The sequence below is a fragment of the Dactylosporangium roseum genome (assembly GCF_025264685.1).
GTDB lineage: Bacteria > Actinomycetota > Actinomycetes > Mycobacteriales > Micromonosporaceae > Dactylosporangium > Dactylosporangium roseum.
In genome coordinates this window covers 5,024,308-5,048,674 of record NZ_CP073721.1, presented here as the reverse complement: position 1 = coordinate 5,048,674, position 24,367 = coordinate 5,024,308, and the positions used below count along the sequence as shown (strand labels likewise).

Below are 24,367 nucleotides of genomic sequence, written 5' to 3'. Positions count from 1 at the left end.
AGTCTCGCGTCGTGGCTGCTCTTGTGCCTTTCACCGACAATATTCGAGATCTTTCCAATACGCAGGGTTACCAGTTCGAGTTCCGCTGTGAGCGATGCGGCAACGGTCACCGTTCGCCGTTCAAGCGCGACAACGTGGAGACCGGCCGCAAGCTGCTGCGCGCCGCGGGCACGTTGTTCGGCGGGTTCGCCCAGAGTGTGAGCCGCTCCGTCGACCAGTGGCAGTACGATCGGGCCACCAACTCCCCGGCGAAGGACAGGGCGCTCGCCGAGGCGGTCGAGCGGGTGCGCGACGAGTTCCGCCAGTGCCGCGGCTGTGGCGACTGGATGTGCGCCGCAATGTGTTGGAACAGCGACATCGGCCAATGCCTCAGGTGTGCGCCGGCGGTGGCCGAGGAGATCGCCCGCGCGCAGGCCGCGGCACAGCGCGACCAGATCTGGCAGCGGGCCCAGCAGTCCGACTGGACGGCCGGCGAGGACATGGACACGCGCGCGGTCGTCGTCTGCCCGTCGTGCGGCGTCAGGGTGGACGGGGGCAGGTTCTGCTCCATGTGCGGGGCTTCGCTGGCGCCGAAGGTCCACTGTTCCGGCTGCGGGAGCGGCAACAACAAGATCGGAGCCATGTTCTGCATGGACTGCGGCCGGGCGCTGCACTGAGCCGGGCGGGAGCCGGCCGTGGCGGCCGCGCCTGCCGGAAAGGGCCCAAAGTCCCGTCCGTGGCGGGCCGTTGTGCCCTGGCACCGCGGCGATCGGCGGGGAAGGGTCGAACGTCTGGGAGGTGGGCGGATGGCGCCGATGCAACCGTTGGGCCGCGAGCGCTGTCTCGAACTGCTGGCCTCGGTGCCCGTGGGCCGGGTCGTGTTCACGCTGCGCGCGCTTCCGGCGATCCGGCCGGTGAACCACCTGCTCGACGGGGAGACGATCATCATCCGCAGCAGCCTGGGCGCGAGCCTTCCGTCCACCGCCACCGAGCGGGGCGGCGCCGTCGTCGCCTACGAGGCCGACATGATCGACGTCGAGGCGCGTACCGGCTGGACCGTCGTCGTCACCGGAACCGCGCGGCTGATCCTCGACCCGGCAAGGCAGACGCGGTACGAGCAACTGCTGCGTCCCTGGGTGGACGAGCCGATGAACTGCATCATCGGCATCGACTGCGACCTGGTCACCGGATACGAGCTGGGAGCCGGCCGCTGACCGGACGAGCACCGGCCCGCGGGGTGTCCGGCGAGATCCGTCAGCGGTCGTCGGGTGCCATGCCGCGCTCGTCCGTCGCGGACACCTCGTCCGGCGTGGCCCGCCGGGCCCGGGTGGGCGCGCCCAGGACGTAGAACAGCACCCCGACCGCGAGCAGCAGGACCACCGGGACGACCTGGATCAGCTCGAACGCGGCCCGCCCGATGCCGGCGGGCAGCGCCTGGTCGGGGTTGCCCGAGGCGCCGAACCAGTCGACGCCGAGCCCCGGCCAGAGCAGCCATACCGTGGCGACCGCGGCCCAGAACGTGGTCAGGCCGCCGGCGATCCAGGCCCCGGTCATGCCACCCGGGACGCGGTACGGGCGGTGCTCGTCGGGACGGGTGCGGCGGAGCCGGACCAGCGTCGGGAAGATGCCCAGGTACGACATCGTCGTGGTGGAGATGGCGACGCCGAGCGCGATGGTGAAGTACTTGTCCGCGCTGCCGCCGGACAGCCGGAACGCCACCAGCATCACCACGGTCGAGACGACACCGCTGAGCAGGTTCACCGTGACCGGCGTGCCGAACCGGGGTGCGATGCGCCCGAGCGCCCGCGGGGCGGCGCCGTCGAAACCGGCCGCCGCCTGCGCGCGGTCGGCGCCCATGATCCAGGTGGTGCCGCTGGACAGCAACGCCCAGATGAACGCGGCCGCGGTGACCGCGCCGAGGATCTTGCCGGTGCCGGTCAGGGTCACCGTGCCGTCGGGGCGCACGGTGCCTCCGTAGACGGTGAGCACCTCCTTCGCCGCGTCGAGGAAGCCGCCGACGCCGGTGACGCGTGCCGCCGGCAGGACCAGCAGGATCGCCAGGACGGGGAGGCCGTAGAGCAGGACCGCGCCGGCACCGGACCAGGCGATGGCGCGCGGCACGTCCCGGCGCGGGTCCACCATCTCCTCACTGGCGGAGCTGGGCAGCTCGAAACCGACGTAGTTGAAGATCAGCACGGGAACGACGGCGATGAACACGGCGTACCCCGGTGCGAACGCCGGGGCGTCGAAGCCGTGCACACCGTTGCGCACCGCGTACAGCAGCACCGAGACGGTGAAGAAGCCCACGACGGCCAGCCGGACGAACGCGCCCACGCTCGGCACCCACTTCCCGAACCGGAACGACACGATCGCCGACGCCACCGCGAACCAGATGAACGCCAGGGCGAACCCCAGCTCCGCCGGTCCGTGCAGCGGGGTGACGAAGTCGCTGAACACCGAGACCGCCAGGATGGTCAGCGTCCCGCCCAGCCAGATCGGGTTGGAACCCCAGTACAACACCGTGACCAGCGCGGCGACGAAACGGCCGAACGCCAGCCGGCACCAGACGTACGGGCCGCCCTCGAACGGGAAGGCCGAGCCCAGCTCGGCCATCAGCAGCCCGTAGGGCACGAAGAAGGCGACGGCGAGGAAGATCAGCCAGGTGAACCCCTGGGCCCCGTTCTTCGCGACCGCACCGATCGTGTCGAGGCCGACGACCGTGCAGATCAGGAAGAACGCGAGGTCGAAGCGGCGCAGGCTCTTCCGCAGCCGCGACTTCTCGTGGATTCCGTCGATCGTCGCGTTCACGAGGGCGTCGCCCGCAGGAGTGCTGGCCATGGGATGCCTTCAAACGTTGTCACCGACGACACCGTCGGCGTCCGGCGCGGATCCACGACTTCCCAGCCGGTCGCCGATCATGCGGGCATCGGGCGCCCGGACCGGTGCGGACGCCCTTCCGGGGCCGGTCCGGGCGCCGGGTGACGGTGCGGGTGAAACGGCACCGAGGCCGGTCGGTGGCGCGCCGGTCGGCGAGTCCCGTGCCGTTGATCGCGGTAGGGTACGCGGTTGCCGGCATGCGTCAGCAGGGAGCCGGCGGCGGCCCCGGCTGAGGGCGGGATCGGGATGACCGGCGGACAGTGGCAGTTCTGGGTCGACCGCGGCGGCACCTTCACCGACATCGTCGCCCGCGGGCCGGACAGCGGCCGGCTACTGACGTACAAGCTGTTGTCGGAGAACCCGGCCCGCTACCGGGACGCCGCGGTCGCCGGCATCCGGGCACTGCTCGGCATCGCCGACACGGCGCCGATCCCGGCCGGCCTCGTCGAGACGGTGCGGATGGGCACGACGGTCGCCACCAACGCGTTGCTGGAGCGCACCGGTGAGCGGACCGCGCTCGTCATCACCAAGGGCTTCGGTGACGCGCTGCGGATCGGCTACCAGAACCGGCCGCGGATCTTCGACCGGCACATCGTGCTCCCGGAGCCGCTGTACGAGCGCGTGATCGAGGTGGACGAGCGGATCACAGCCGACGGCACGGTGCTCCGCCCGCCGGACCTGGACCGGCTGGCCGCCGACCTGCGCCGTGCTCACGACGCGGGCATCCGCGCGGTCGCGGTGGTCTGCCTGCACGGCCACCTCCATCCCGCGCACGAGCGGCGGATCGGGGCGCTGGCCGAGCGGATCGGCTTCGACCAGGTGTCCTGCTCCAGCGAGGTGAGCCCGCTGACGAAGCTGGTGGCCCGCGGCGACACCACCGTGGTCGACGCCTACCTCTCGCCGGTGCTGCGCCGCTACGTCGGGGCCGTGGCGGAGCAACTGGACGGCGTACGCCTGATGTTCATGCAGTCGAACGGCGGCCTGGCCGAAGCCGGGCGGTTCCGCGGCAAGGACGCCGTGCTCTCCGGCCCGGCCGGCGGCATCGTCGGCATGGCACGCATGTCGCGACTGGCCGGTCTCGACAAGGTGATCGGCTTCGACATGGGCGGAACCTCCACCGACGTGTCGCACTTCGCGGGTGAGTACGAGCGGGTGCTGCACACCGAGGTGGCCGGTGTGCGGATCCGCGCACCGATGATCGACATCCACACCGTCGCGGCCGGGGGCGGATCGATCCTGCACTTCGACGGCGCGCGGTACCGGGTCGGGCCGGACTCCGCGGGGGCCGACCCGGGCCCCGCCTGCTATCGCAACGGCGGACCCCTCACCGTCACCGACGCCAACGTGGTGCTCGGCCGGATCCAGCCCCGGACGTTTCCGCGTGTGTTCGGCCCGCACGGCGATCAACCGCTGGATCCCGACGTGGCGCGGCGGCGGTTCGCCGAGCTGGCGGCCCGCGTCGCCGGCCCGACCGGCGACGCGCGGAGCCCGGAAGAGATCGCGGCGGGCTACCTGAGGATCGCGGTCGCCGACATGGCCAACGCGGTGAAGCGCATCTCCGTGCGGAAGGGCCGTGACGTCACCGAGTACGCGCTCACCACGTTCGGTGGTGCCGGCGGCCAGCACGCGTGCGCGGTGGCCGACGCGCTGGGCATCCGCACCGTGCTCGTCCCGCCGATGGCGGGCGTGTTGTCCGCGCTCGGCACCGGGCTCGCCGACACCACGGCGATGCGTGAGCAGTCGGTGGAGGTCCGCCTGGAGCCGGCGGCGACGGCGGTGCTGACCGACGTCGCGGACACCCTCGAGGCGGCGGCACGCTCGGAGCTGTCGCAGGAGGCCGTGCCGGCCGAGCGGATCCGGATCAGCCGCCGGGTGCGACTGCGCTACGACGGCACCGACACCGCCGTGCCGGTCGACCTGGCCGGCGTGGACGCCATGGTGGCGGCGTTCGAGACGGCCTATCGGCGGACGTACTCCTTCCTGATGGATCGTCCGCTGATCGCCGAGGCGGTCACCGTCGAGGCGGTCGGCCTGAGCGAGCAGCCGGACCTGACGCGTCCCGGTGACGCCGATCCGGCCGCGGTCGCCGCGCCGCCGGAGACGGTGCGCCTGTTCAGCCGCGGGGCCTGGCACGACGTGCCGCTCCACGAACGGCCGGACCTGCGCGCCGGCGACACGGTCAGCGGCCCCGCCGTCGTGGCCGAGGCCGACGCGACCACGGTGGTCGACGACGGCTGGCTGGCCGGTGTGACGCCGCACGGCCACCTGCTGATGCACCGGGTGCGGTCCGTCCCGCGGGCACCCGGCACGGGCAGGCAGGCCGACCCCGTGCTGCTGGAGATCTTCAACAACCTCTTCATGTCGATCGCCGAGCAGATGGGCGCGCGGCTGGAGTCCATCGCGCAGTCGGTGAACATCCGGGAGCGGCTGGACTTCTCGTGCGCCCTGTTCGACCCGGACGGCAATCTCGTCGCCAACGCGCCGCACATTCCGGTCCACCTGGGCTCGATGAGCGCCAGCATCAAGGAGGTCATCCGCCGGCGGGGCAGCGACATGCGGCCCGGAGACGTCTACGCGGTCAACGACCCGTACCACGGCGGCACCCACCTGCCCGACATCACGGTCATCACCCCGGTCTTCCAGGCGGCCGGCCGGCCGCGGATCCCGTTCTACGTGGCGTCGCGCGGCCACCACGCGGAGATCGGCGGGCGCACACCCGGTTCCATGCCCGCGAACAGCCGCACCGTGCACGAGGAGGGTGTGCTGTTCGACAACTGGCTGCTGGTGGAGGACGGCCGGTTCCGGCAGGAGGAGACGGCGCGGCTGCTCACCGAGGCGCCCTACCCGTCCCGCAGCCCGGCGACGAACCTGGCCGACCTGCGCGCGCAGATCGCCGCGAACGCCATGGGCGTCGACGAGGTGGGCAGGATGATCGACCACTTCGGCCTCGACGTGGTGCAGGCCTACATGCGTCACGTCCAGGACAACGCCGACGAGGCGGTACGCCGTGTCATCGACACCCTTGCGGACGGCGAGTACCGCTACGAGACGGACTCCGGCGCGACGATCGCGGTGCGGGTCAGCGTGGACCGCGTCAACCGCGGCGCGACCGTCGACTTCACGGGGACGTCACCACGGCTGGAGACGAACTTCAACGCGCCCACGTCGGTCGTCGTCGCGGCGGTGCTGTACGTCTTCCGGACCCTGGTCGCCGACGACATCCCGCTCAACGAGGGCTGCCTGCGCCCCCTGCGCATCGTGGTGCCGGACGGCACGATGCTCGCCCCGGCGCACCCGGCGGCCGTGGTCGCCGGCAACGTCGAGACGGCACAGGCGATCGTCGGGGCCCTGTACGGCGCGCTGGGTCTGCAGGCCGAGGGGTCCGGGACGATGAACAACGTCAGCTTCGGCAACGCCCGGCACCAGTACTACGAGACCGTCGCCTCCGGCGCGGGCGCGGGTGACGGTTTCGACGGGGCTTCCGTGGTACAGACCCACATGACGAACTCCCGGCTGACCGACCCCGAGGTCCTCGAACAGCGGTTCCCGGTCCTGGTCGACGCGTTCGCCGTCCGGCGGGGCAGCGGCGGCGCGGGGCGGTGGCGGGGCGGGGACGGCGCGGTGCGCCGCATCCGGTTCCGCGAACCGATGACGGTCAGCACGTTGTGCGGTCACCGGCGGGTGCCGCCGTACGGCCTGGCGGGCGGCTCGCCGGGTGCGCTCGGGGTCAACCGGGTGCGGCGCGCCGGCGGTGACGTCGTCCACCTCGCCGGATGCGACACCGTCGAGGTGCGGCCCGGCGACGTCCTGGTGATCGAGACGCCGGGCGGCGGCGGATACGGCAGCCCGTGACCGCCGCGACGACACCCGGCCGGCCTCAGTGGGGGCCGTCCGGGAGTCCCGCGCGCGGGTCCCGGCGGGCCGCGGCGCAGGCGATGTCGTTCGCGTCCAGCACGCCGACGAGCTGCTCGTGGTCGACGACGAGCGCGGTGCCGGCCCGGGCGACCAGGTGGGCGACGTCGGCGAGCGGCCGGGACGCCTCGACCACCGGCACCGTGGCGAGCGGTGCCGCGACCCGGGACACCGGTGTGCCGGCGCGCGCCGACTCGGGGACACGGGCGAGATCGGCGAGGCGGGCCAGACCGGCCGGCCGTCCCTCCGGGGTGCGCAGGGCGATGAACCGGTTGCCGGGCGACATGTCGATGCCGGCAACGGCCTCGGCCACGCTGGCGTGCGGGCCGGCGCAGGCGAAGCGGGTGTGCATGGCCGCCGACACCGGCGCCTGGCCCAGCAGGGCGCGGTAGCGGTCCGTGGCGGCCTCGGCGGCCGCGGCGGAGATGAGGAACCAGCCGACCACCGTGAGCCAGAGACCGGCGAGCGAGCGGGTGATCAGGACCTGGCTCAGGCCGAGGAAGATCAGGCCCAGCCCGATGGCACGGCCCACGGTGGCGGCGGTGGCGGCGGCCCGGTACCGGTCGCCGCGCCAATGCCACAAGGCCGCGCGGAGCACCCTGCCCCCGTCCAGGGGCGCGCCGGGCAGCAGGTTGAACGCGGCGACCAGGAGGTTGATCCCGGCCAGCCAGGCGCAGACGGCGACGACGCCGGCCGGCGCGTGGAGGGCGCCGAGGCCCGCCGCCAGGCCGCCGAAGCCGGCGCCGAGGAGGGCGCTGACGGCCGGGCCGACACCTGCCGTCAGGAGGTCGGCCCGGGCGCTCGGCGGCTCCTGGCCGAGCTCGGCCACCCCGCCGAGCAGCCACAGCGTGACCTGTTCGACCCGCATGCCGAAGGAGCGGGCGACGAGGGCGTGCGCCAGCTCGTGCGCCAGCAGCGACAGCAGGAAGACGACCGCTCCGGCCACGCCGAGGAGCCATGGCACGACGCCGGGCAGCCGGGGCGCGGCCATCGGGACGACCGTCAGCGCGAGGACCTGCACCAGCAGGGCCATGATGACCAGGACCGACCAGTGCACGCCGATCCGGATGCCGGCGACGGTGCCCAGACGCAGGTTCTGCTTCATGGCTCCTCCCTCGGCGGGCTGTGCGCGTCCCGCCGGCCGGTGCCGCCACTCCATTCTCCTCCGCCGCCGCCGGTGGTGAAGGGCGCGAGACCCGCGCGGGCGGGACCTTCGGCCCGTGTGCCCCACCGGCGCCGGGTCCAGGGTTGAGGCAGGACGATCGGGAAGGAGCGGGTCGATGAACGGTTCGCTGGTACGTGATGTGATGACCCGTGACGTGGTCACGGTCGCACCCGGGTCCGGGTACAAGGAGATCGTCGACCTGCTGATCGAGCGCGGAGTGAGCGCGGTGCCGGTGGTCGGCGACGCCCGCGAGGTGCTGGGCGTGGTGTCCGAGGCCGACCTGCTGCACAAGGTCGAGTTCAGCGGCGTCGACGTGCACGCCCGGCTGTTCGAGCGGCGCCGGCACCGCGTGGCGAAGCGCAAGGCGTCCGGCGACACCGCCGGGTCGCTGATGAGCAGCCCGGCGGTCACCGTGCCCGCCACGGCCACCCTCACCCAGGCCGCCCGGCTCATGGAGCGCCACAACGTCAAGCGCCTGCCGGTCCTGGATCAGGCCGGCGACCTCGTCGGCATCGTGTCGCGCCGCGACCTGTTGCGCCGCTACCTGCGCGACGACGACGCGATCCGGCAGGACATCCTCGACAACGTGCTGGGTGGCGTGCTCTGGCTCGACCCGGTGGAGGTCACCGTCGAGGTCACGGAGGGCCGTGTCGCGCTCAGCGGCAAGGTCGACCGGCGCAGCACCGCACAGATCGCCGTGCGGCTCGTCCGCACGCTCGACGGCGTGGTCACCGTCACCGAGGACCTCGAATGGGGCTTCGACGACACGACACTGCCGCACCGGTACACCTTCGACGCCTGACGGGCGCACCACCAGCATCGCGGCCAGCGCACGAGGGAGATCAGATGGCACCGCGCAGCAGGATCGTCGCCGGGTTCGACGGCTCGTCCGGCGCTTGGGCCGCGGTGCGGTACGCGGCGGACGAGGCGGCCGCCGACGGCGGCACCGTCCATCTCGTCCACGCGCTGATGGACCACACCACGTACACGGAGATGCTGCTGCCCGACCTGGTCGACGACGCGCGGGCCGGGGCTGCGGCTGCTCGAGGCCGCGCGGGACGACCTGCGACTCCGGCAACCGGGCCTCGACGTCCGCGCGACGATCGCCGAGCGGGCGCCCGGCCCGGCCCTGGTCAGGGCGTCCCGTTCCGCCGACATGGTCGTCGTCGGGCGGCACGGCCTCGGCACGGCGCTGCCCTCCGCGCCGTTCCAGCGCGCGCACCTCGGCGCTGTCACCGCGCACCTCATGGCGTACGCCTCCTGCCCGGTGGTGGTCGTCGGCCCCGGCGCGGAGCGTGTGCGCGACCGTCCGGTGGTGCTCGGCCTCGACGCCGCGGCGCCGAGCGCGCCGTTGATCGCCTGCGCGTTCGACGCGGCGCGCCGCCACGGCTCGGTCCTGCGGGTCTGTTCCGTCCGGGTGCCCACCGGCACCTCCCGTCACGACGACGGGACCGACCGGCCGGACGACGCCAAGCTGCGAAGCCTGCTCGGCGAGGCGCTCAGCGACTGGCGGACCGTGTTCGCCGACGTGCCGGTCGCCCTCGACGTGCTCGAGGGTGTCGACCCGGCCGCGCGCCTGCTCGACGCGGCCACCGGGGCGTCACTGGTCGTGGTGGGAGCGCACGGGCCCGGCACCCGGCCGGCCGGGCTGGGCCCGGCCCCGGACGTGCTGGTCCGCAACGCCACCTGCCCCGTGGCGGTCGTCCCCCCGCGGCCGGCACGGGTGGCACATGATCGGATCACGGGACGACAGCCGGTGCGCGGCTGAACGCGGACGTCCGCGGCAGCACCGGCATGTCCGGTTCCCGGATCAGGACGTCGCGCAGCGGCCGGCGGGGGCCGGTGTGGACCGGGTGGCCGTAGCCGATGCGCAGGATCATCTGGGCGTGCCAGCGTCCTGAAGGGTCGGTGAGGAAGGCGCGGAACGCCGGCACCTCCAGCGCCTGCGTCATCGGCTGCACCGCGATGCCGAGCACGGTCGCGGTGAGGAGCACCCGCTGGAGGGCGTGGCCGGACCGCAACCAGTCGGCGGGCGTGTCGCCGCGGCTGTACAGCACGACGAGCTGGGGATGGAACTCGAAGCGGGCGGCGGCGCGGTCGACCGTGGGTAGCTGCAGCCCGAAGTCGCGCTGGGGCAGCGTCGCCGTCGTGGCCCTGGGACCGAACGTGGCGGCCGTGATCCCGTCCCGGCGGGTGCCGTCGGCACCGGTCCAGGCCGCGAGCTCGCGGCGGTACGCCGGGTCGGTGCGCTGCCGGCTGTCGGCGGCCTGGGCGAGCGCGAGGACGGCGCCCCGGCGCACCGGGTCGAGCACGACCAGCCGGACGGCGGGCGCGTGCGCGGCGGCGCGCAGGGCGTCGAGCAGGTCCGCCGCCACGACCGCGTCGTCGAACGGCTCGCGGTTGGTCCGCCGGCGGGCGATCGCGCCGGCCAGGGCCTGCACGCCGGCGCCGGGCTCCCGGCGCGGCCCGGGCACGACCCAGCTCGCCGCGGCCGCGCCGACGGGGGCGAGCAGCCGGGAGGTCCAGCCCTCGGCGGCCAGCGCGAGGCGCAGGTTGCACACGGCGGCACCGACGCTGATGTGCATCGCACGGTGATCCGGGTCGATGACCGTCAGGCCGCGGGCGGGGTCCGGGAGCACCTCGACGGCGCCGCCGCCGGGCCGGAACAACCACGGCTGGGTGTTGTGGATGGAGGGCGCGGCGACGGCGGCGTTCAGGCATGCCGCGATGGTCCGTTCCGGCAACCGGTCGTTCATCCCAGTCCCCTTTCCCGCGCTGCGGCCTGTCCTGATCCGACCACTCCGGCCCCCGGAGCGGCGAGAGGCGGCAGGCCCGCCGCGGCGGGACCTTCGGCCTCTGCGGCGGCCGACCAGTGCGCCCCGGCGAACCCGCGCATGCCGATGCTCGCCGGCCTGCGCGAGATCATGCGCACCGCCTACTACGGCACCGAAGGTCCCGCGAAGGCGTGACCACCGGCCCTGCCGGCCGGCCGGCACCTTCGGCGACCGTGGAGACAGCGTCACCGACGAGGGAGCCCGCCATGACAACCCAGCATCCGCGCGCGGAAATCGACCAGCTCGCAGAGGCGTCGATCGCGGCACTGCGCGCACCGTCGATCCTCAACACCCAGCCGTGGCGGTGGCGGCTCGGGGGCAACCACGCCGAGCTGTGGGCCGACCGGTCCCGGCAGTTGACGGGGCTCGACCCGGACGGCCGGTTGCTGCTGCTGAGCTGCGGTACCGCGCTGCACCACGCCACCGTCGCGCTGCGGGCGGCCGGGTTCGCCGGCGACATCGAGCGGCTGCCCGACGAGGAGCGGCCGGAGTTCGTGGCCCGGATCCGGCAGGGACCGCGGTGCCCCGCCGACAACCTGCTGTACCGGGCGATCTACCAGCGGCGTACCGACCGGCGCCCGTTCAGCGACACCCGGCCCGGCGACGGCGTGCTGGACGATCTGCGGGCCGCCGCGGAGCGGCACCGGGTGCACCTGCACGTGGTGCGGGAGGACCAGGTGACGGCGTTCGCGTCGGCCGTCGCCCGCGCCGGCGAGGTCGAGCACGGCGACGCCCGGTTCCGCGACGACGTCCTGGCGTGGACGACCCGTGACCGGGACGACCGCGACGGTGTCTCGGCGCGCAGCACCGTCGGCGGCGCACGCCGTACCATCGCCCCGCGGGACTTCAACATCGCGGCGCCGGCCGCGCTCGACCCCGGCCCGGGAACGGACCGCGGCACCGTCTACGTCGTCCTGGCCACCGACGCCGACGAACCGGCCGACTGGGTCACCGCCGGTGAGGCGCTGTCGGACGTATGGCTTACGCTGACCGCCCATGGCCTCGCGGCGTCGCCGATCAGCGAGGTCGTCGAGGTCCTGCCGGTGCGGCAGGCGCTGCGCCGGCTGCTCGGCGGTGTCGGCAACCCGGCGATCGCGATGCGTGTCGGCGTCCCGGTCGAGGATGCCGCGCCGGTGCCGGCGACCATCCGGCGCTCCGGCACCGACACGGTCGGCCTGCCCGGCCAGGGCTGACGGGGTGTCGGCTTGCGGGCACCGGAAATGTGAGTGAAGGTCGCATAGTCACCCGTTCGTTCTGGTCGGCGGCGTAGCCTCAGGTTGGTGCGCCCGGCTCACGCGATTCCACGTCCAGAGGAAGGAAGGTCCCGGTGACCGCAGCCACGGATGCCACGGAAGCCACGGAGGCCCAGGTGCGGCAGTTGAGCGACGAGGACGTCGCACGGCTGGACGCCTGGTGGCGGGCCAACAACTACTTGACGATCGGGCAGATCTACCTCCAGGGCAACCCGCTGTTGCGCCGTCCGCTCGAGCCCGACGACATCAAGCCCCGCCTCCTCGGCCACTGGGGCACGAGTCCCGGACTGTCGTTCGTCTACGCCCACGTGTCGCGGCTCATCAAGCTGACCGGGCAGCAGGCGATCTACCTCACGGGGCCGGGACACGGCGGACCGGCGCTGGTCGCGGCCGGCTACCTGGAGGGCGCCTACAGCGAGATCTATCCCGACGTGTCCCTCGACGAGGCCGGCATGTTGCGATTGTTCCGGCAGTTCTCCAGCCCCGGCGGCATCCCCAGTCACGTCTCGGTGACCACGCCCGGCTCGATCCACGAGGGCGGCGAGCTCGGCTACGTGCTGGTGCACGCGTTCGGCTCGGTCATGGACAACCCGGACCTGCTCAGCATCGCCGTCGTCGGTGACGGCGAGGCCGAGACCGGTCCGCTGGAAGGCTCCTGGAAGGGCGTCTCGTTCCTCAACCCGGCCCGCGACGGGGCCGTGCTGCCGATCCTGCACCTCAACGGCGCGAAGATCGCCGGTCCGACCGTCCTGGCGCGCAAGGACCCGGCCGAGGTCCGCTCGCTGCTGGAAGGCCACGGCTACGAGGTGATCGAGGTCGAGGGCGCGGACCTGCCCGGCATGCACCACCGCTTCGCCGCGGCACTCGCCGATGCGTGGGGAAAGATCCGGGCGATCCAGCGGTCGGCCCGCGGCGGCGACTGGGACGGTGCGCGCCCCCGCTGGCCGATGATCGTCCTGCGGTCCCCGAAGGGCTGGACCGGTCCCGAACAGGTCGACGGCGTGCAGATGACCGGCACGTGGCGCTCGCACCAGGTCCCGCTGGCCGGCGTGAAGGACAACCCGGAGCACCTGGCGCTCCTGGAGCAGTGGCTGCGGTCGTACCGGCCGGAGGAGCTGTTCGACGGTGCCGGCGCACCGGTGGAACAGGTCCGTGCCCTGGCCCCCGACGGCGACCTGCGGATGAGCGCCAGCCCGCACGCCAACGGCGGGGTGCTGACCCGGGACCTGGACATCCCCGACTTCCGCAAGTACGCCGTCGACGTCACCGCCGCCGGTGCCTCCCGGGCCGAGTCGACCCGCAAGCTCGGCGAGCTGCTGCGCGACGTCTACAGCGCCAACCCGGACCGGTTCCGGCTGTTCTGCCCCGACGAGACCAACAGCAACCGCCTCGGTGCGGTGTTCGAGGTCTCCGGCCGCGCCTTCGCCGAGCGGGTCACCGACGCCGACGTGGCCATCGGCCGGGACGGGCGGGTCATGGAGGTGCTGTCCGAGCACAACTGCCACGGCTGGCTGGAGGGCTACACCCTCACCGGCCGGCACGGCATGTTCGCCACCTACGAGGCGTTCGCGATGGTGTCGGCGTCGCAGACCGTGCAGCACGGCAAGTGGCTGCAGGAGGCCAAGCGGCTGCCGTGGCGGGCGAAGGTCCCCAGCCTCAACGTGCTGCTCACCTCGACGGCCTGGCGCAACGACCACAACGGCTTCTCCCACCAGGGCCCGGGCCTCATCCAGGTCGTGCTCACCCAGCGCGGCGACGTCGCCCGGGTGTACCTGCCGCCGGACGCCAACTGCCTGCTCTCGGTCGCCGACCACTGCCTGCGGTCCCGCTCGTACATCAACCTCATCGTGATCGACAAGCAGCCGCAACTGCAGTGGCTGTCCATGGACGAGGCGGTCGAGCACTGCGCCGCGGGCGCCGGGGTCTGGGAGTGGGCCGGCACCGACGACGGCACCACCGATCCGGACATCGTCCTGGCCTGCGCCGGCGACGTGGTCACCATGGAGACCGTCGCCGCCGCACGGATCCTGCGGGAGCGGCTGCCGAAGTTCCGGGTGCGGGTGGTCAACGTCGTCGACCTGATGGGCCTGATCCGGCCCAAGGATCACCCGCACGGGATGAGCGCCACCCGGTTCACCGAGCTGTTCACTGACACGGTGGACGTGGTCTTCGCCTTCCACGGTTACCCGGGCGCGGTGCACCAGCTTGTGCACGGCCGACCGGACGCCGACCGTTTCCGCGTCCGCGGCTTCGTCGAGGAGGGCACCACCACAACCCCGTTCGATATGACCGTGCGCAACCGGGTGTCGCGGTACCACCTGGTGATGGACGCCATCAACAACGCCAAGCGGCTGCCGCGCGGCGCCGCCGACCTCAAGGCGTGGTGCGAGCGGAAGCTGGCCGAGCACGAGACTTACGTCATCGAGCACCTCGAGGACATGCCCGACGTCCGTGACTGGTCCCTCGGCGACTGGGCGGAGCGCGGGTGACGGCCACGGTGCGGGAGGCGCTGGCCCGGGCGGCGAACGCCGCCCGGCTGGCGCCGTCGATCCACAACACCCAGCCGTGGCGGTGGGTCGTGCACCCCGACCGGCTCGAACTGTTCGCCGTGCCCGACCGGCAGTTGCGCGAGCAGGACCCGGACGGCCGGCTGATGCGGCTGAGCTGCGGTGCGGCGCTGCACCACGCCCGCGTCGCGCTGGACGCCGAGGGCTGGTCGCACGACGTCGACCGGCCCGCTGGCGAGCCCCTGGCCGTCATCCGGGCCGAACGGCACGAGCCGGCCGACCCCCGCGCCATGCAGCGGTTCCAGCTCCTGCACGTGCGGCACACCGACCGCCGCACCGTCAGCGACGAACCGGTGCCGCAAGGCGTGCGGCAGGCACTGGTCGACGCGGCCCGGCAGGGCGGGGCCCGGCTGCACGTCCTGCACCGCGACCAGGTCCTGCAGCTCGCCGTCATGATCGAGCACGCGGGGGCGGCCCAGCAGGGCGACGAGCGGATGAGCGCCGAGACCGCGCAGTGGGTGGGCGGCGACCGTCCGGCCGGCACCGGCCTGCCGGACGCGGTCATCCCGGCCGAGTTGCCGCTGACCACGGTCGCCGAGCGCGACTTCGGGGTCACCGGCACCCTCACCGCCGGCGCCGGTCACGACACCGCCGCCTCCTACGCCGTCCTCTACGGCGACGGCGACGAGCCCCTCGACTGGCTGCGCGCCGGCGAGGCGCTCAGCGCGGTGTGGCTCGCCGCGACCGAGCACGGTGCGACCGTCCTGCCGTTGAGCAGCCCCGTCGAGCTGATCTTCACCCGGCAGGCCCTGCGCCGGATGCTCAGCGACACCGGCTACCCGTACCTCGTCCTGCGGCTGGGCATCGCCGACGCGGACCACGCCGGTCCGCCGCACACGCCGCGGCTGCCCGCCGAGCAGGTGATCGAGATCGCCGACGAGTGACAGCACCGTAGCCGGTGCCGCACAGCGTCGCGGGACCGCCGGACGCGGGTCGACCAGTTCGGCCGGAGCGCCGGCGGTCCAGGTGAGCTATGGCCTGTCCCGCTACTGGACGCGTTCCCAGCCGCGGCGGGCCGGGCGGGTGCTGAACCGGGGGTCGCGGCTGCGATAGACGATGTACGGGCGGGTGAGGTAGCCCAGCGGTGCGGAGAACACGTGGACCAGGCGGGAGAACGGCCAGAACGCGAACAGCACCCACGCCGCCAGCGCGTGCAGCCGGAACCCGATCGGCGCGGCCAGGATGCGGTCGGTGTCCGGGCGCAGGTAGAAGATGGACCGGAACCACGGTGCGACCGTCTGCCGGTAGTCGTGCGGGTCGCCGGTCAGGTTGCCGAGCACGGTGGTGCCGAGCCCGAGCAGGATCGTGCCGACGAGCAGCACGTACATGACCTTGTCGTTGCGGGTGGTGGCGGAGAAGACCGGCCCGACGGTGCGGCGGCGGTAGACGAGGATCGCGGCTCCGGCGAGGGTGCAGAACCCGGCGACGGTGCCGAGACCGACGGCGACGGCGTGGTAGGCGGTCTCGCCGATCCCCGCGGCCTCGGTCCAGGACTCCGGGACGAGCAGCCCGCCGACGTGTCCGAGCGCCACCAGCAGGATGCCGAAGTGGAACAGCGGGCTGCCCAGGCGCAACAGGCGGCGCTCGTAGAGCTGGGAGGACCGGGTGGTCCAGCCGAACTTGTCGTAGCGGTAGCGCCAGTAGTGACCGACGACGAAGATCGTGATGGAGACGTACGGCACCACCACCCAGAGGACCACGTTCATCGATGGGCTCCTTGCGGCTGCACCCCGCGTGGCTGGGGCATGTATTCCGGCGGGGCGAAGGGTGCCAGCCCGACCTGTTCCCCCGGCGGGCCTTCCGCGGCGAGCCGTGCGACGGCCGTGCGCTCGTCGCCGCCGAGCGGCGGCAGGGTGGCGGACACGGAGTCCAGCACGTCGGACCACGGGGAACGACCGTCGCGAAGGGCCAGGCGCAGCAGCTCCAGGCCGGCCCGGTGCTCGCCGAGCAGCGCCCGGCCGGTGTCCGGCACGGCCGCGGCGAACTCCAGGACGACGGCGAGGTGGTCGGGCAGCTCGTCGTCGCTGAGGCGGAACCCGGCCGCGGCATAGGCCTGCTTCAGTGACAGCAGGGCCATGCCGCGCTTGCGGGTGTCACCGTGGGCGTAGTAGGTCAGGTACAGGCAGCACCGCCTGCGGTGGTCGAACGTGGCCACGTAGTCGGCGGCCAGATCGGACGGCGGAGTGGCCTCGATGTGCGCCAGGAAGCGGCGCAGCGGTGCCGCGACCGGCGCGTCGAGCGCACCGGTCACCCGGTGCAGCAGGTCCAGGTGTCCGGCCAGTCGGTCGTCGGGGTAGCCGAGCAGGAGCGACTGGGCCTGCCATGCGGCGGCGCGGTGCTGGTCGTCGTTCATGGCCTCGACTGGCTCCCATCGGACGGTTCCCCGGCGGAACCGCCGGGGCGGGCCGGAAAGAGCCCGTCGGGGCGTCCCTTGCCGTCCCAGTTGAGCAGATTGACGCGGCGGGCCTTGTCCGCGGGGTCGACGACGGTGTCGGTGGTCTGCCGCTCACGCAGCATGCGGAAGTTCTCCACGGCGACGGGTGTCGGGCCGCCTGAGGCCTCACCGAACGGTCCGGAACCACCCATGCCGGGGCCGCCCTCGTAGTCCAGGGAGCATCCGGTGGCCAGTTCCTCGAGGCTGTGGGCCTGCTCGGCGTGGGCGGTCGGGATGACGTACCGTTCGTCGTACTTCGCCAGGGCCAGCAGCCGGTACATCTCGTAGACCTGCTCGCCGGTCATGCCCACCGCGGCCGGGATCGACTCGTCGGCGTCGCGGCCCAGGTTCAGGTCGCGCATGTACGAGCGCATCGCGGCCAGCCTCCGCAGCACCGCGTCGACCGGAGCCGGGTCGCCGGCCGTGAACAACTGCGCGAGGTAGTCGACGGGGATGCGCAGCGCGTCGATCGCGGCGAACAGGTTGCCGCGGTCCTCGGCGTCGTAGCCGGTGTCCCGGACGACGTCGACGACGGGGGACAGCGGCGGGATGTACCAGACCATCGGCATGGTGCGGTACTCCGGGTGCAGCGGCAACGCCACCTGATACGTGTTGATCAGGGCATACACCGGTGAGCGCCGGGCGGCCTCGATCCAGTCATCGGGAATGCCGGCCCGCTGCGCCGCCCTGACGACGGCCGGGTCGTGCGGATCGAGGAACACGCGCCGCTGCGCCTCGTACAGACCGTGCTCGTCCGCGGTGGAGGCCGCGGCGAGCACGGCGTCGGCATCGTAGAGCATGAGGCCGATGTAACGCAGCCGGCCCACGCACGTCTCGGAGCACACGGTCGGGATGCCCACCTCGACCCGCGGGAAGCAGAACGTGCACTTCTCGGCCTTTCCCGTGCGGTGGTTGAAGTACACCTTCTTGTACGGGCAACCGGACACGCACATCCGCCAGCCCCGGCAGCGGTCCTGGTCGACCAGGACGATGCCGTCCTCCTCCCGCTTGTAGATCGCGCCGGACGGGCACGAGGCGGCGCACGACGGGTTGAGGCAGTGCTCGCAGATGCGCGGCAGGTAGAACATGAACGTCTGCTCGAACTCGAACCGGACCTTGTCGGCGATCGTCTTGAGCAGCACGTCCTTGTCGCCGTGATCGGGTGCGCCGCCGAGGTCGTCGTCCCAGTTCGCCGACCAGGAGATCTTCATGTCCTGGCCCGACAGCAGCGACTTCGGGCGGGCGACCGGGGTGTGCTCCTGCAGCGGCGCGTTGGTGAGCGTCTCGTAGTCGTAGGTCCAGGGCTCGTAGTAGTCCTGGATGGACGGCAACTTCGGGTTGGAGAAGATGGTCAGCAGCTTGCGCAGCCGGCCTCCGCCCTTGAGCGTGAGCCGGCCGCGCCGGTTCAGGGTCCAGCCGCCGCGCCAGGTCTCCTGGTCCTCGTACCGGCGCGGATAGCCCTGTCCGGGTCGTGTCTCGACGTTGTTGAACCAGACGTACTCGACCCCCGAGCGGTTGGTCCAGGCCTGCTTGCAGGTGACGGAACAGGTGTGGCACCCGATGCACTTGTCGAGATTCATCACCATCGCCATCTGGGCCATGACGCGCATCAGTAGGTCACCTCCTGGCCGCGGCGGCGGATCACCGTGACCTCATCGCGCTGGTTGCCCGTGGGGCCGAGGTAGTTGAACGCGAACGACAACTGGGCGTATCCGCCGATGAGGTGGCTGGGCTTGATCAGCAGCCGGGTCAGCGAGTTGTGGATGCCGCCGCGGCGCCCGGTGGTCTCGGTGCGGGGCACGTCGATCAGGCGGTCCTGGGCGTGGTGCATGTAGACGGTGCCTTCGGGCATGCGGTGCGACACGATCGCGCGGGCGACGACGACGCCGTTGCGGTTGACCGCCTCGATCCAGTCGTTGTCCGCCACGCCGATCTTCGCCGCGTCCTCTTTGGACATCCAGATGGTCTGCCCGCCGCGGGACAGCGACAGCATGAAGAGGTTGTCCTGGTACTCGGAGTGGATCGACCACTTGTTGTGCGGCGTCAGGTACCGCACCGTGATGCCGAGCTCGCCGCGTTCGCCGACGGTGGGCTCGCCGAACAGGGCGTGCATGTTCAGCGGCGGCCGGTACACCGGCAGCCATTCGCCGAGCTCGGCGATCCAGTCGTGGTCCAGGTAGAACGACTGCCGGCCGGTCAGCGTGTGCCACGGTTTGAGGCGCTCCACGTTGATGACGAACGGCGAGTACCGCCGGCCGCCCGCCTCGGACCCGGACCATTCCGGCGACGTGATGACCGGGGTCGGCCGGGACTGGGTGTCGGCGAAGGTGATCTGCTTGCCCTCGTGCTCGGCGGCGAGGTCGGCGAGCCGCACGCCGGTCTGCCGCTCGAGCGTGCGGAAGCCCTGGGTCGCCAGATGACCGTTGGTGGTGCCGGACAGCGCGAGGATCGCCTCGCACGCCTGCGTGTCCCGGGCGATGGCGGGGCGGCCGTCGGCGACCCCGCCGCGCACCACGCCGTTCTTGTGCCGCAGGTACTCGACCTCCCGCTCGACCTGGAACGTGACGCCCTTGGTGGTGGCGCCCAGCGTGTCCAGCAACGGGCCGAGGGCGGCCATCTTGTCGGCGATCACCGCGTAGTCGCGCTCGACGGCGACGAGCTTGGGCATGGTGCGGCCCGGTTCCGGCGCGCAGTCGCCGGCCTTCCAGTCGCGCACCACACCGCGCGGGCAGGCGAGCTCGTCGGGGGTGTCGTGCAGCAGCGGCGCGGCCACCACGTCGGTGCGCGTGCCCAGGTGCGTCGCCGCGAGCGCGCTGAACGCCTTGGCGATGGCCATGAACGCGTCCCAGTCGGTCCGCGTCTGCCACGGCGGGTTGATGGCGGGGTTGAACGAGTGCACGAACGGGTGCATGTCCGTGGTGTTGAGGTCGTGCTTCTCGTACCAGGTCGCCGCGGGCAGGACCACGTCGGAGTAGATCGTGGTCGACGTCATCCGGAAGTCGAGGCTGAGCAGCAGGTCGAGCTTGCCCGTCGGCGCCTCGTCGCGCCACACCACGTCGCGCGGGCGGGCCTCGGGCGGTGCCTCGGTGGCCCGTACCGCGTGGTCGGTCCCGAGCAGGTGGCGCAGGAAGTACTCGTTGCCCTTCGCCGACGAGCCGAGCAGGTTGGCCCGCCACACCGTCAGCACGCGGGGAAAGTTCTCCGGCGCGTCCGGGTCCTCGCAGGCGAAGCGCAGCGTGCCGGCCTTGAGCTGGTCGACGACGTGGTCGGCGACCAGCTTCTGTGCCGCGGCGGCCTCGTCCGCCAGGTCGAGCGGGTTGCGGTCGAACGTCGGGTAGGACGGCATCCAGCCCATCCGTGCCGACGCCGCGATCAGGTCGGCGGTGGCGCGGCCGGCGAACCGGCCGGCCGTCTGCCCGGTGGCGAGAGTGGCGGCGGAGAAGGGGTCGTACCGGTATTGATCGGTGTGCAGGTACCAGTACGCGGTCTGGATCATCTGCCGGCCGGGCCGCGACCAGTCGGCGGCGGTGCCGAGGACGGAGTAGCCGGTGATCGGGCGGACCTTCTCCTGGCCGACGTAGTGGGCCCAGCCGCCGCCGTTGACACCCTGGCAGCCGGTCAGCGTCGTCAGGGCGAGGAAGGAGCGGTAGATGGTGTCGGAGTGGAACCAGTGGTTGGTGCCGGCGCCCATGAGGATCATCGAGCGGCCCTTGGACTGCTCGGCGTTGGCCGCGAACTCGCGGGCGATGCGGGCCGCCGCCGGACCCGGCACGCCCGTGATCGCCGCCTGCCAGGCGGGCGTGTACGGCTGGGCCGGGTCGTCGTAGCCGGTCGGCCACCGGCCGGGAAGCCCGTCGCGGCGCACCCCGTACTGCGCCAGCATCAGGTCGTAGACGGTGGTGACGAGCCGGCCGGCGATCCGGCGCACCGGCACGCCGCGGCGCATGTCGTCGGCGGCGCCGGACGGGGTGTCGAAGCGCGGCAGCACCACCTCGACCGCGGGCTCGTCGCCGCCGGCGGCGGACAGCAGGGGCCGCACGTCGCCGAGGTCGAGGTTCCACCGCCCGGCACCGGCGGCGCCGTAGCGGAACCCCAGCGACCCGTTCGGCACGACCGGGATCCCGGCGGCGTCGAGCAGCACCGTCTTGAACTCGGCGTTCTCCACGGCGGAAGGTTCGCCGTCGAGGTCGGCGGCGGTGAGCATCTTGCCGGGCCGGTAGCTGCCGTCGCCGGCCTCGTCGAGCGTGACGAGGAACGGCAGGTCGGTGTAGCGGGTCACGTAGTCGGTGAAGTAGCCGACCTCGCGGTCGACGAAGAACTCCCGCAGGATCACGTGACCCATCGCCATCGCGAGTGCGCCGTCCGTGCCCGGCTGGGCCGGCAGCCACTCGTCGGCGAACTTGACGTTGTCGGCGTAGTCCGGTGCCACGGCGATGACCTTCTGGCCGCGGTAGCGGGCCTCGGCCATCCAGTGCGCGTCAGGGGTCCGGGTGACCGGCACGTTGGAACCCCACATGATGAGGTAACCGGCGTCCCACCAGTCGCCCGACTCCGGCACGTCGGTCTGGTCGCCGAACACCTGCGGCGAGGCGACCGGCAGGTCCGCGTACCAGTCGTAGAACGACAGCATCGCCCCGCCGACGAGGTTGTAGAAGCGTGCGCCGGCCGCGTGCGACACCATCGACATCGCCGGGATCGGCGAGAAACCGGCCAGGCGATCCGGCCCCCAGGTCTTGATGGTGTGCACGTGCGCGGCGGCGATGAGCTCGGTCACCTCGTCCCAGCCGGCGCGCACGAGGCCGCCCTTGCCGCGTGCCGCCTTGTACCGGCGGCTCTTCGCGGGGTCGCCGACGACGTCGGCCCACGCCGCGACCGGATCGCCCAGCCGGGCCTTCGCCTCCCGGTACATGTCCAGCAGCACCCCGCGCACGTACGGGTAGCGGACCCGGGTCGGTGAGTACGTGTACCAGGAGAACGCCGCACCGCGGGGACAGCCGCGCGGCTCGTACTCCGGCCGGTCCGGTCCCACGCTGGGATAGTCGGTCTGCTGGGCCTCCCAGGTGATGATGCCGTCCTTGACGTACACCTTCCACGAGCACGAGCCGGTGCAGTTGACGCCGTGGGTGGACCGCACGACCTTGTCGTGCGACCAGCGGTCCCGGTAGAAGGCGTCCGCCTGCCTGCCCCCCACCTTGTGCAGGGTGCGCAGGTCCGGGGACACCTCGGCGCGGGAGAAGAACCGCCTGGTCCGCACCAGCGCGTCCGCCAGGGCGTCGTCCAGCCCGGCCTGCGCCGGCGGTGCGCTGAGGTGCCGCTCTTGTCGGCTGGCCACGATCGGCTCTCCCCTCCGGGCCGGGCCCTCGTCCCTGTTCCCTGAAAGATTCACATTAAGCGTGGAACGGTACGGATACAGCACAAGTTCGCAAAACGTTAGGTTCGGGCGCGCCTGCCGGCCACCGAATCAGGCACCGGGAACGGGCAGCAGCGTACCCACCCGGGCGCGCACCGCGTCGACGGCGTCCCAGTCGTCGGGCCGCAGCGTGGCCAGGGCCGCGGGGAACACGCCGTCCTGTTCCTTCAGGATGTGCTCGCGCAGCACTTCCAGCGCGTCCAGCAGGCGGCCGGGCCAGTCCCGGTCCGGCGGCGTGCCGCCGGACGCCTCGCCGAGCACCGCCTCGACGACGCGGTGCTCCGCCGCCAGTGCGGTCACGTGGTCGGGGAAGTCGCCGGCGAGGGCGGGAAACAGTCCGTGCTCCTCGACCTGGGTGTGCGGCCCGAGGATCGCGGCGATCCGCCGGGCTAGCTCGGACATCCGCGCCACGTCGCCGGCCGCGTGCGCCGCGCGCACGTCGCCGGTCAGGTTGACCACCAGGTCGTGCTCACGGGTCAGGTCGGCGATCGCGTCGAGGGCGTTGCAGCCACAGTACTCACACATGTGCGGTTGTCCCCTTACGGACGTTGCGGGCGGCGCCCCGGGTCTTCGCGGCGGCCGGCGGGGTCGAGTTGCGGGCTACCACGGTGACGGTGAGCAGCAGCGTGCCGAGAGCGACCGCGGCCAGGGCCGTCAGGCCGATGGCGTACGAGCCGTACTGGCCGTAGACGGCGCCCATGACCAGCGGTGGCACGAACCCGCCGAGACCGCCCGCGGCGCCGACGACGCCGGTCACGGAACCCACCTTGTTCGCCGGGGCGTGCTGCGCCACCAGGGCGAACGTGGCACCGCTGCCGGCGCCCAGCGCGGCGGCCATGGACAGGAACGCGATCGTCCCCAGCGGGGCCAGGCCGGGCGTGAACGCCTGCACGGTCGCGCCCACCGCGACGACCAGCAGCGACACCGCGAGCACCCGCACGGGTCCGAGGCGGTCCGACAGCCAACCGCCGATCGGGCGCATCAGCACCGCGAGCAGGACGAAGCCGGCCATCCGGTTCGCCGCGTCGGCCTGGGCCAGCCCGTAGGACGTCTTCAGGTACGCGGGCAGGTACACGGAGAACGCGACGTACCCGCCGAACACGACGGCGTACAGGACGGACGCCTGCCAGGTGATCCGCAGCCGCGCCGTGGCGGCGAGCCGCCGGGACAGCGGCTCGGCCGGGATCGCCCGGCCCGGGGCGTCCCGCAGCAGCAGCCACGCCAGCCCGGCGTAGAGCGCGAGGACGATCGCGGTGACCACGAACGGGGTGGGGGTGCCGCTCGCGGTGACGAGCTTGACGGTGGTCAGCGCGCTGACGGCGGTGCCGCCCATGCCCGCACCGAACACGCCCACGGCCAGGCCGCGCCGCTCGGGCGGGAACCAGGCGTTGACGAACGGCACGCCCACGGCGAAGGCGGTGCCGCCGACGCCGAGGAAGAACCCGCCGACCAGGAGCCCGGCCAGCGACGTGTGACCGGCGAAACCGAGGTACAGCACCGGGACGATCGTGGTCAGCGAGACCAGCGGGAACATCACCCGTCCGCCGAACCGGTCGGTCAACGCGCCCACCGGGATGCGACCCAGCGACCCGACCAGCACGGGCACCGCGACCAGCAGCGCCTGCTGAAACGAGCTGAGGTCCAGCGCGTCGCGCAACCGCGGGGCGAGCGGGCTGAGCAGGGCCCAGGCCCAGAAGTTCACGGCGAAGCCGAGGGTCGCCACGGCGAGCATCAACCATGGTCGTCCGCCGGTCGCCGCTGGTTCGCTCGCCTCGGTCTGTCGTGGCCCGGCTGCGGCGGATCCCCTGCGCGGTGTGCTCATCGTCGCCTCCATGTCGTTCATCGGACGCCGGCCGTCAGGCCGGCGCACTGGCACCGGCAACCGGGGGCGACGGCCCTCAACTCGACAATCCCCATTGTCGGGCACCTTGAACAG

The 24,367-nt window shown here is 72.6% G+C and carries 17 protein-coding genes and 1 pseudogene; 9 read left to right on the top strand and 9 right to left on the bottom strand.

Going from position 1 to position 24,367, the window contains the following annotated elements; genetic code table 11:
• Positions 1–11: 11 nt before the first annotated feature.
• Both Drose_RS23615 and Drose_RS23610 read left to right on the top strand, forming a co-directional pair.
• Positions 12–656, top strand: coding sequence for a zinc ribbon domain-containing protein (locus Drose_RS23615; RefSeq protein WP_260723485.1), 645 nt, complete (start codon positions 12–14; stop codon positions 654–656).
• 129 nt (positions 657–785) lie between these two features.
• On the top strand, positions 786–1,193 hold the full coding sequence (locus Drose_RS23610; RefSeq protein ID WP_260723484.1) for a pyridoxamine 5'-phosphate oxidase family protein: 408 nt from the start codon (positions 786–788) through the stop codon (positions 1,191–1,193).
• A gap of 40 nt (positions 1,194–1,233) precedes the next feature.
• On the opposite strand, the gene Drose_RS23605 is transcribed toward Drose_RS23610, so the two are convergent.
• The gene (locus Drose_RS23605; protein ID WP_260723483.1) at positions 1,234–2,817 is read right to left on the bottom strand and encodes an APC family permease; all 1,584 of its coding nucleotides are present in this window, start codon (positions 2,815–2,817) and stop codon (positions 1,234–1,236) included.
• Between the two features lie 285 nt (positions 2,818–3,102).
• Between Drose_RS23605 and Drose_RS23600 the strand changes: the two genes are divergently transcribed.
• Positions 3,103–6,708 (top strand): hydantoinase B/oxoprolinase family protein, encoded by a 3,606-nt coding sequence (locus tag Drose_RS23600; RefSeq protein ID WP_260723482.1) that lies wholly within the window; start codon positions 3,103–3,105, stop codon positions 6,706–6,708.
• Between the two features lie 25 nt (positions 6,709–6,733).
• On the opposite strand, the gene Drose_RS23595 is transcribed toward Drose_RS23600, so the two are convergent.
• The gene (locus Drose_RS23595; protein WP_260723481.1) at positions 6,734–7,873 is read right to left on the bottom strand and encodes a site-2 protease family protein; all 1,140 of its coding nucleotides are present in this window, start codon (positions 7,871–7,873) and stop codon (positions 6,734–6,736) included.
• Positions 7,874–8,048: 175 nt separating this feature from the next.
• On the opposite strand from Drose_RS23595, the gene Drose_RS23590 reads away from it, so the two are divergent.
• The 3 genes and pseudogenes from Drose_RS23590 (at position 8,049) to Drose_RS23580 (ending at position 9,701) form a co-directional block, all read left to right on the top strand.
• On the top strand, positions 8,049–8,735 hold the full coding sequence (locus Drose_RS23590; RefSeq protein WP_260723480.1) for a CBS domain-containing protein: 687 nt from the start codon (positions 8,049–8,051) through the stop codon (positions 8,733–8,735).
• Positions 8,684–8,929, top strand: a pseudogene (locus Drose_RS39155) (universal stress protein); the annotation flags it as partial. The gene Drose_RS23590 and the pseudogene Drose_RS39155, both read left to right, overlap by 52 nt.
• Positions 8,930–8,966: 37 nt before the next feature.
• Positions 8,967–9,701, top strand: a complete 735-nt coding sequence (locus Drose_RS23580; RefSeq protein ID WP_390891450.1) for a universal stress protein — start codon at positions 8,967–8,969, stop codon at positions 9,699–9,701.
• Here the strand turns inward: Drose_RS23580 and Drose_RS23575 are convergent.
• Entirely contained in the window at positions 9,673–10,689 is a 1,017-nt protein-coding gene (locus Drose_RS23575) for an Acg family FMN-binding oxidoreductase (protein ID WP_260723479.1), read from the bottom strand. The two genes, Drose_RS23580 and Drose_RS23575, sit on opposite strands and share 29 nt — an antisense overlap.
• 284 nt (positions 10,690–10,973) lie before the next feature.
• Here Drose_RS23575 and Drose_RS23570 point away from each other — a divergent pair, with 284 nt between their 5' ends.
• From Drose_RS23570 to Drose_RS23560, 3 genes are all read left to right on the top strand, one after another.
• Positions 10,974–11,960 (top strand): Acg family FMN-binding oxidoreductase, encoded by a 987-nt coding sequence (locus Drose_RS23570; protein WP_260723478.1) that lies wholly within the window; start codon positions 10,974–10,976, stop codon positions 11,958–11,960.
• A gap of 134 nt (positions 11,961–12,094) precedes the next feature.
• Entirely contained in the window at positions 12,095–14,509 is a 2,415-nt protein-coding gene (locus tag Drose_RS23565) for a phosphoketolase family protein (RefSeq protein WP_260723477.1), read from the top strand.
• Complete coding sequence (locus tag Drose_RS23560; protein ID WP_260723476.1) at positions 14,506–15,471, top strand: Acg family FMN-binding oxidoreductase; 966 nt, start codon at positions 14,506–14,508, stop codon at positions 15,469–15,471. Before Drose_RS23565 ends, Drose_RS23560 begins: the two co-directional genes overlap by 4 nt.
• A gap of 102 nt (positions 15,472–15,573) precedes the next feature.
• Here the strand turns inward: Drose_RS23560 and narI are convergent, their stop codons facing one another.
• The 6 genes from narI to Drose_RS23530 all read right to left on the bottom strand — a co-directional run bounded on the left by narI (position 15,574) and on the right by Drose_RS23530 (position 24,253).
• A complete protein-coding gene (gene narI / locus Drose_RS23555; protein WP_260723475.1) occupies positions 15,574–16,293 on the bottom strand; it encodes a respiratory nitrate reductase subunit gamma in 720 nt (239 codons plus the stop codon).
• Positions 16,290–16,940 (bottom strand): nitrate reductase molybdenum cofactor assembly chaperone, encoded by a 651-nt coding sequence (gene narJ, locus Drose_RS23550; protein ID WP_260723474.1) that lies wholly within the window; start codon positions 16,938–16,940, stop codon positions 16,290–16,292. The genes narI and narJ overlap by 4 nt, the downstream gene beginning before the upstream one ends.
• Positions 16,937–18,631 (bottom strand): nitrate reductase subunit beta, encoded by a 1,695-nt coding sequence (gene narH, locus Drose_RS23545; RefSeq protein ID WP_260723473.1) that lies wholly within the window; start codon positions 18,629–18,631, stop codon positions 16,937–16,939. Before narH ends, narJ begins: the two co-directional genes overlap by 4 nt.
• A complete protein-coding gene (locus tag Drose_RS23540; protein ID WP_260729792.1) occupies positions 18,631–22,278 on the bottom strand; it encodes a nitrate reductase subunit alpha in 3,648 nt (1,215 codons plus the stop codon). Before Drose_RS23540 ends, narH begins: the two co-directional genes overlap by 1 nt.
• A gap of 204 nt (positions 22,279–22,482) precedes the next feature.
• Positions 22,483–22,956, bottom strand: coding sequence for a hemerythrin domain-containing protein (locus Drose_RS23535; RefSeq protein ID WP_260723472.1), 474 nt, complete (start codon positions 22,954–22,956; stop codon positions 22,483–22,485).
• The gene (locus Drose_RS23530; protein ID WP_260723471.1) at positions 22,949–24,253 is read right to left on the bottom strand and encodes a nitrate/nitrite transporter; all 1,305 of its coding nucleotides are present in this window, start codon (positions 24,251–24,253) and stop codon (positions 22,949–22,951) included. Before Drose_RS23530 ends, Drose_RS23535 begins: the two co-directional genes overlap by 8 nt.
• Positions 24,254–24,367 lie beyond the last annotated feature (114 nt).

What these genes read in the sequence shown, in the direction of transcription:
- Drose_RS23610 (WP_260723484.1), top strand. Translation starts at nt 786, where the DNA reads ATGGCGCCGATGCAACCGTTGGGCCGCGAGCGCTGTCTCGAACTGCTG.
- Drose_RS23605 (WP_260723483.1), bottom strand. Translation starts at nt 2,817, where the DNA reads ATGGCCAGCACTCCTGCGGGCGACGCCCTCGTGAACGCGACGATCGAC.
- Drose_RS23600 (WP_260723482.1), top strand. Translation starts at nt 3,103, where the DNA reads ATGACCGGCGGACAGTGGCAGTTCTGGGTCGACCGCGGCGGCACCTTC.
- Drose_RS23595 (WP_260723481.1), bottom strand. Translation starts at nt 7,873, where the DNA reads ATGAAGCAGAACCTGCGTCTGGGCACCGTCGCCGGCATCCGGATCGGC.
- Drose_RS23590 (WP_260723480.1), top strand. Translation starts at nt 8,049, where the DNA reads ATGAACGGTTCGCTGGTACGTGATGTGATGACCCGTGACGTGGTCACG.
- Drose_RS23575 (WP_260723479.1), bottom strand. Translation starts at nt 10,689, where the DNA reads ATGAACGACCGGTTGCCGGAACGGACCATCGCGGCATGCCTGAACGCC.
- Drose_RS23570 (WP_260723478.1), top strand. Translation starts at nt 10,974, where the DNA reads ATGACAACCCAGCATCCGCGCGCGGAAATCGACCAGCTCGCAGAGGCG.
- narI (WP_260723475.1), bottom strand. Translation starts at nt 16,293, where the DNA reads ATGAACGTGGTCCTCTGGGTGGTGGTGCCGTACGTCTCCATCACGATC.
- narJ (WP_260723474.1), bottom strand. Translation starts at nt 16,940, where the DNA reads ATGAACGACGACCAGCACCGCGCCGCCGCATGGCAGGCCCAGTCGCTC.
- narH (WP_260723473.1), bottom strand. Translation starts at nt 18,631, where the DNA reads ATGCGCGTCATGGCCCAGATGGCGATGGTGATGAATCTCGACAAGTGC.
- Drose_RS23535 (WP_260723472.1), bottom strand. Translation starts at nt 22,956, where the DNA reads ATGTGTGAGTACTGTGGCTGCAACGCCCTCGACGCGATCGCCGACCTG.
- Drose_RS23530 (WP_260723471.1), bottom strand. Translation starts at nt 24,253, where the DNA reads ATGAGCACACCGCGCAGGGGATCCGCCGCAGCCGGGCCACGACAGACC.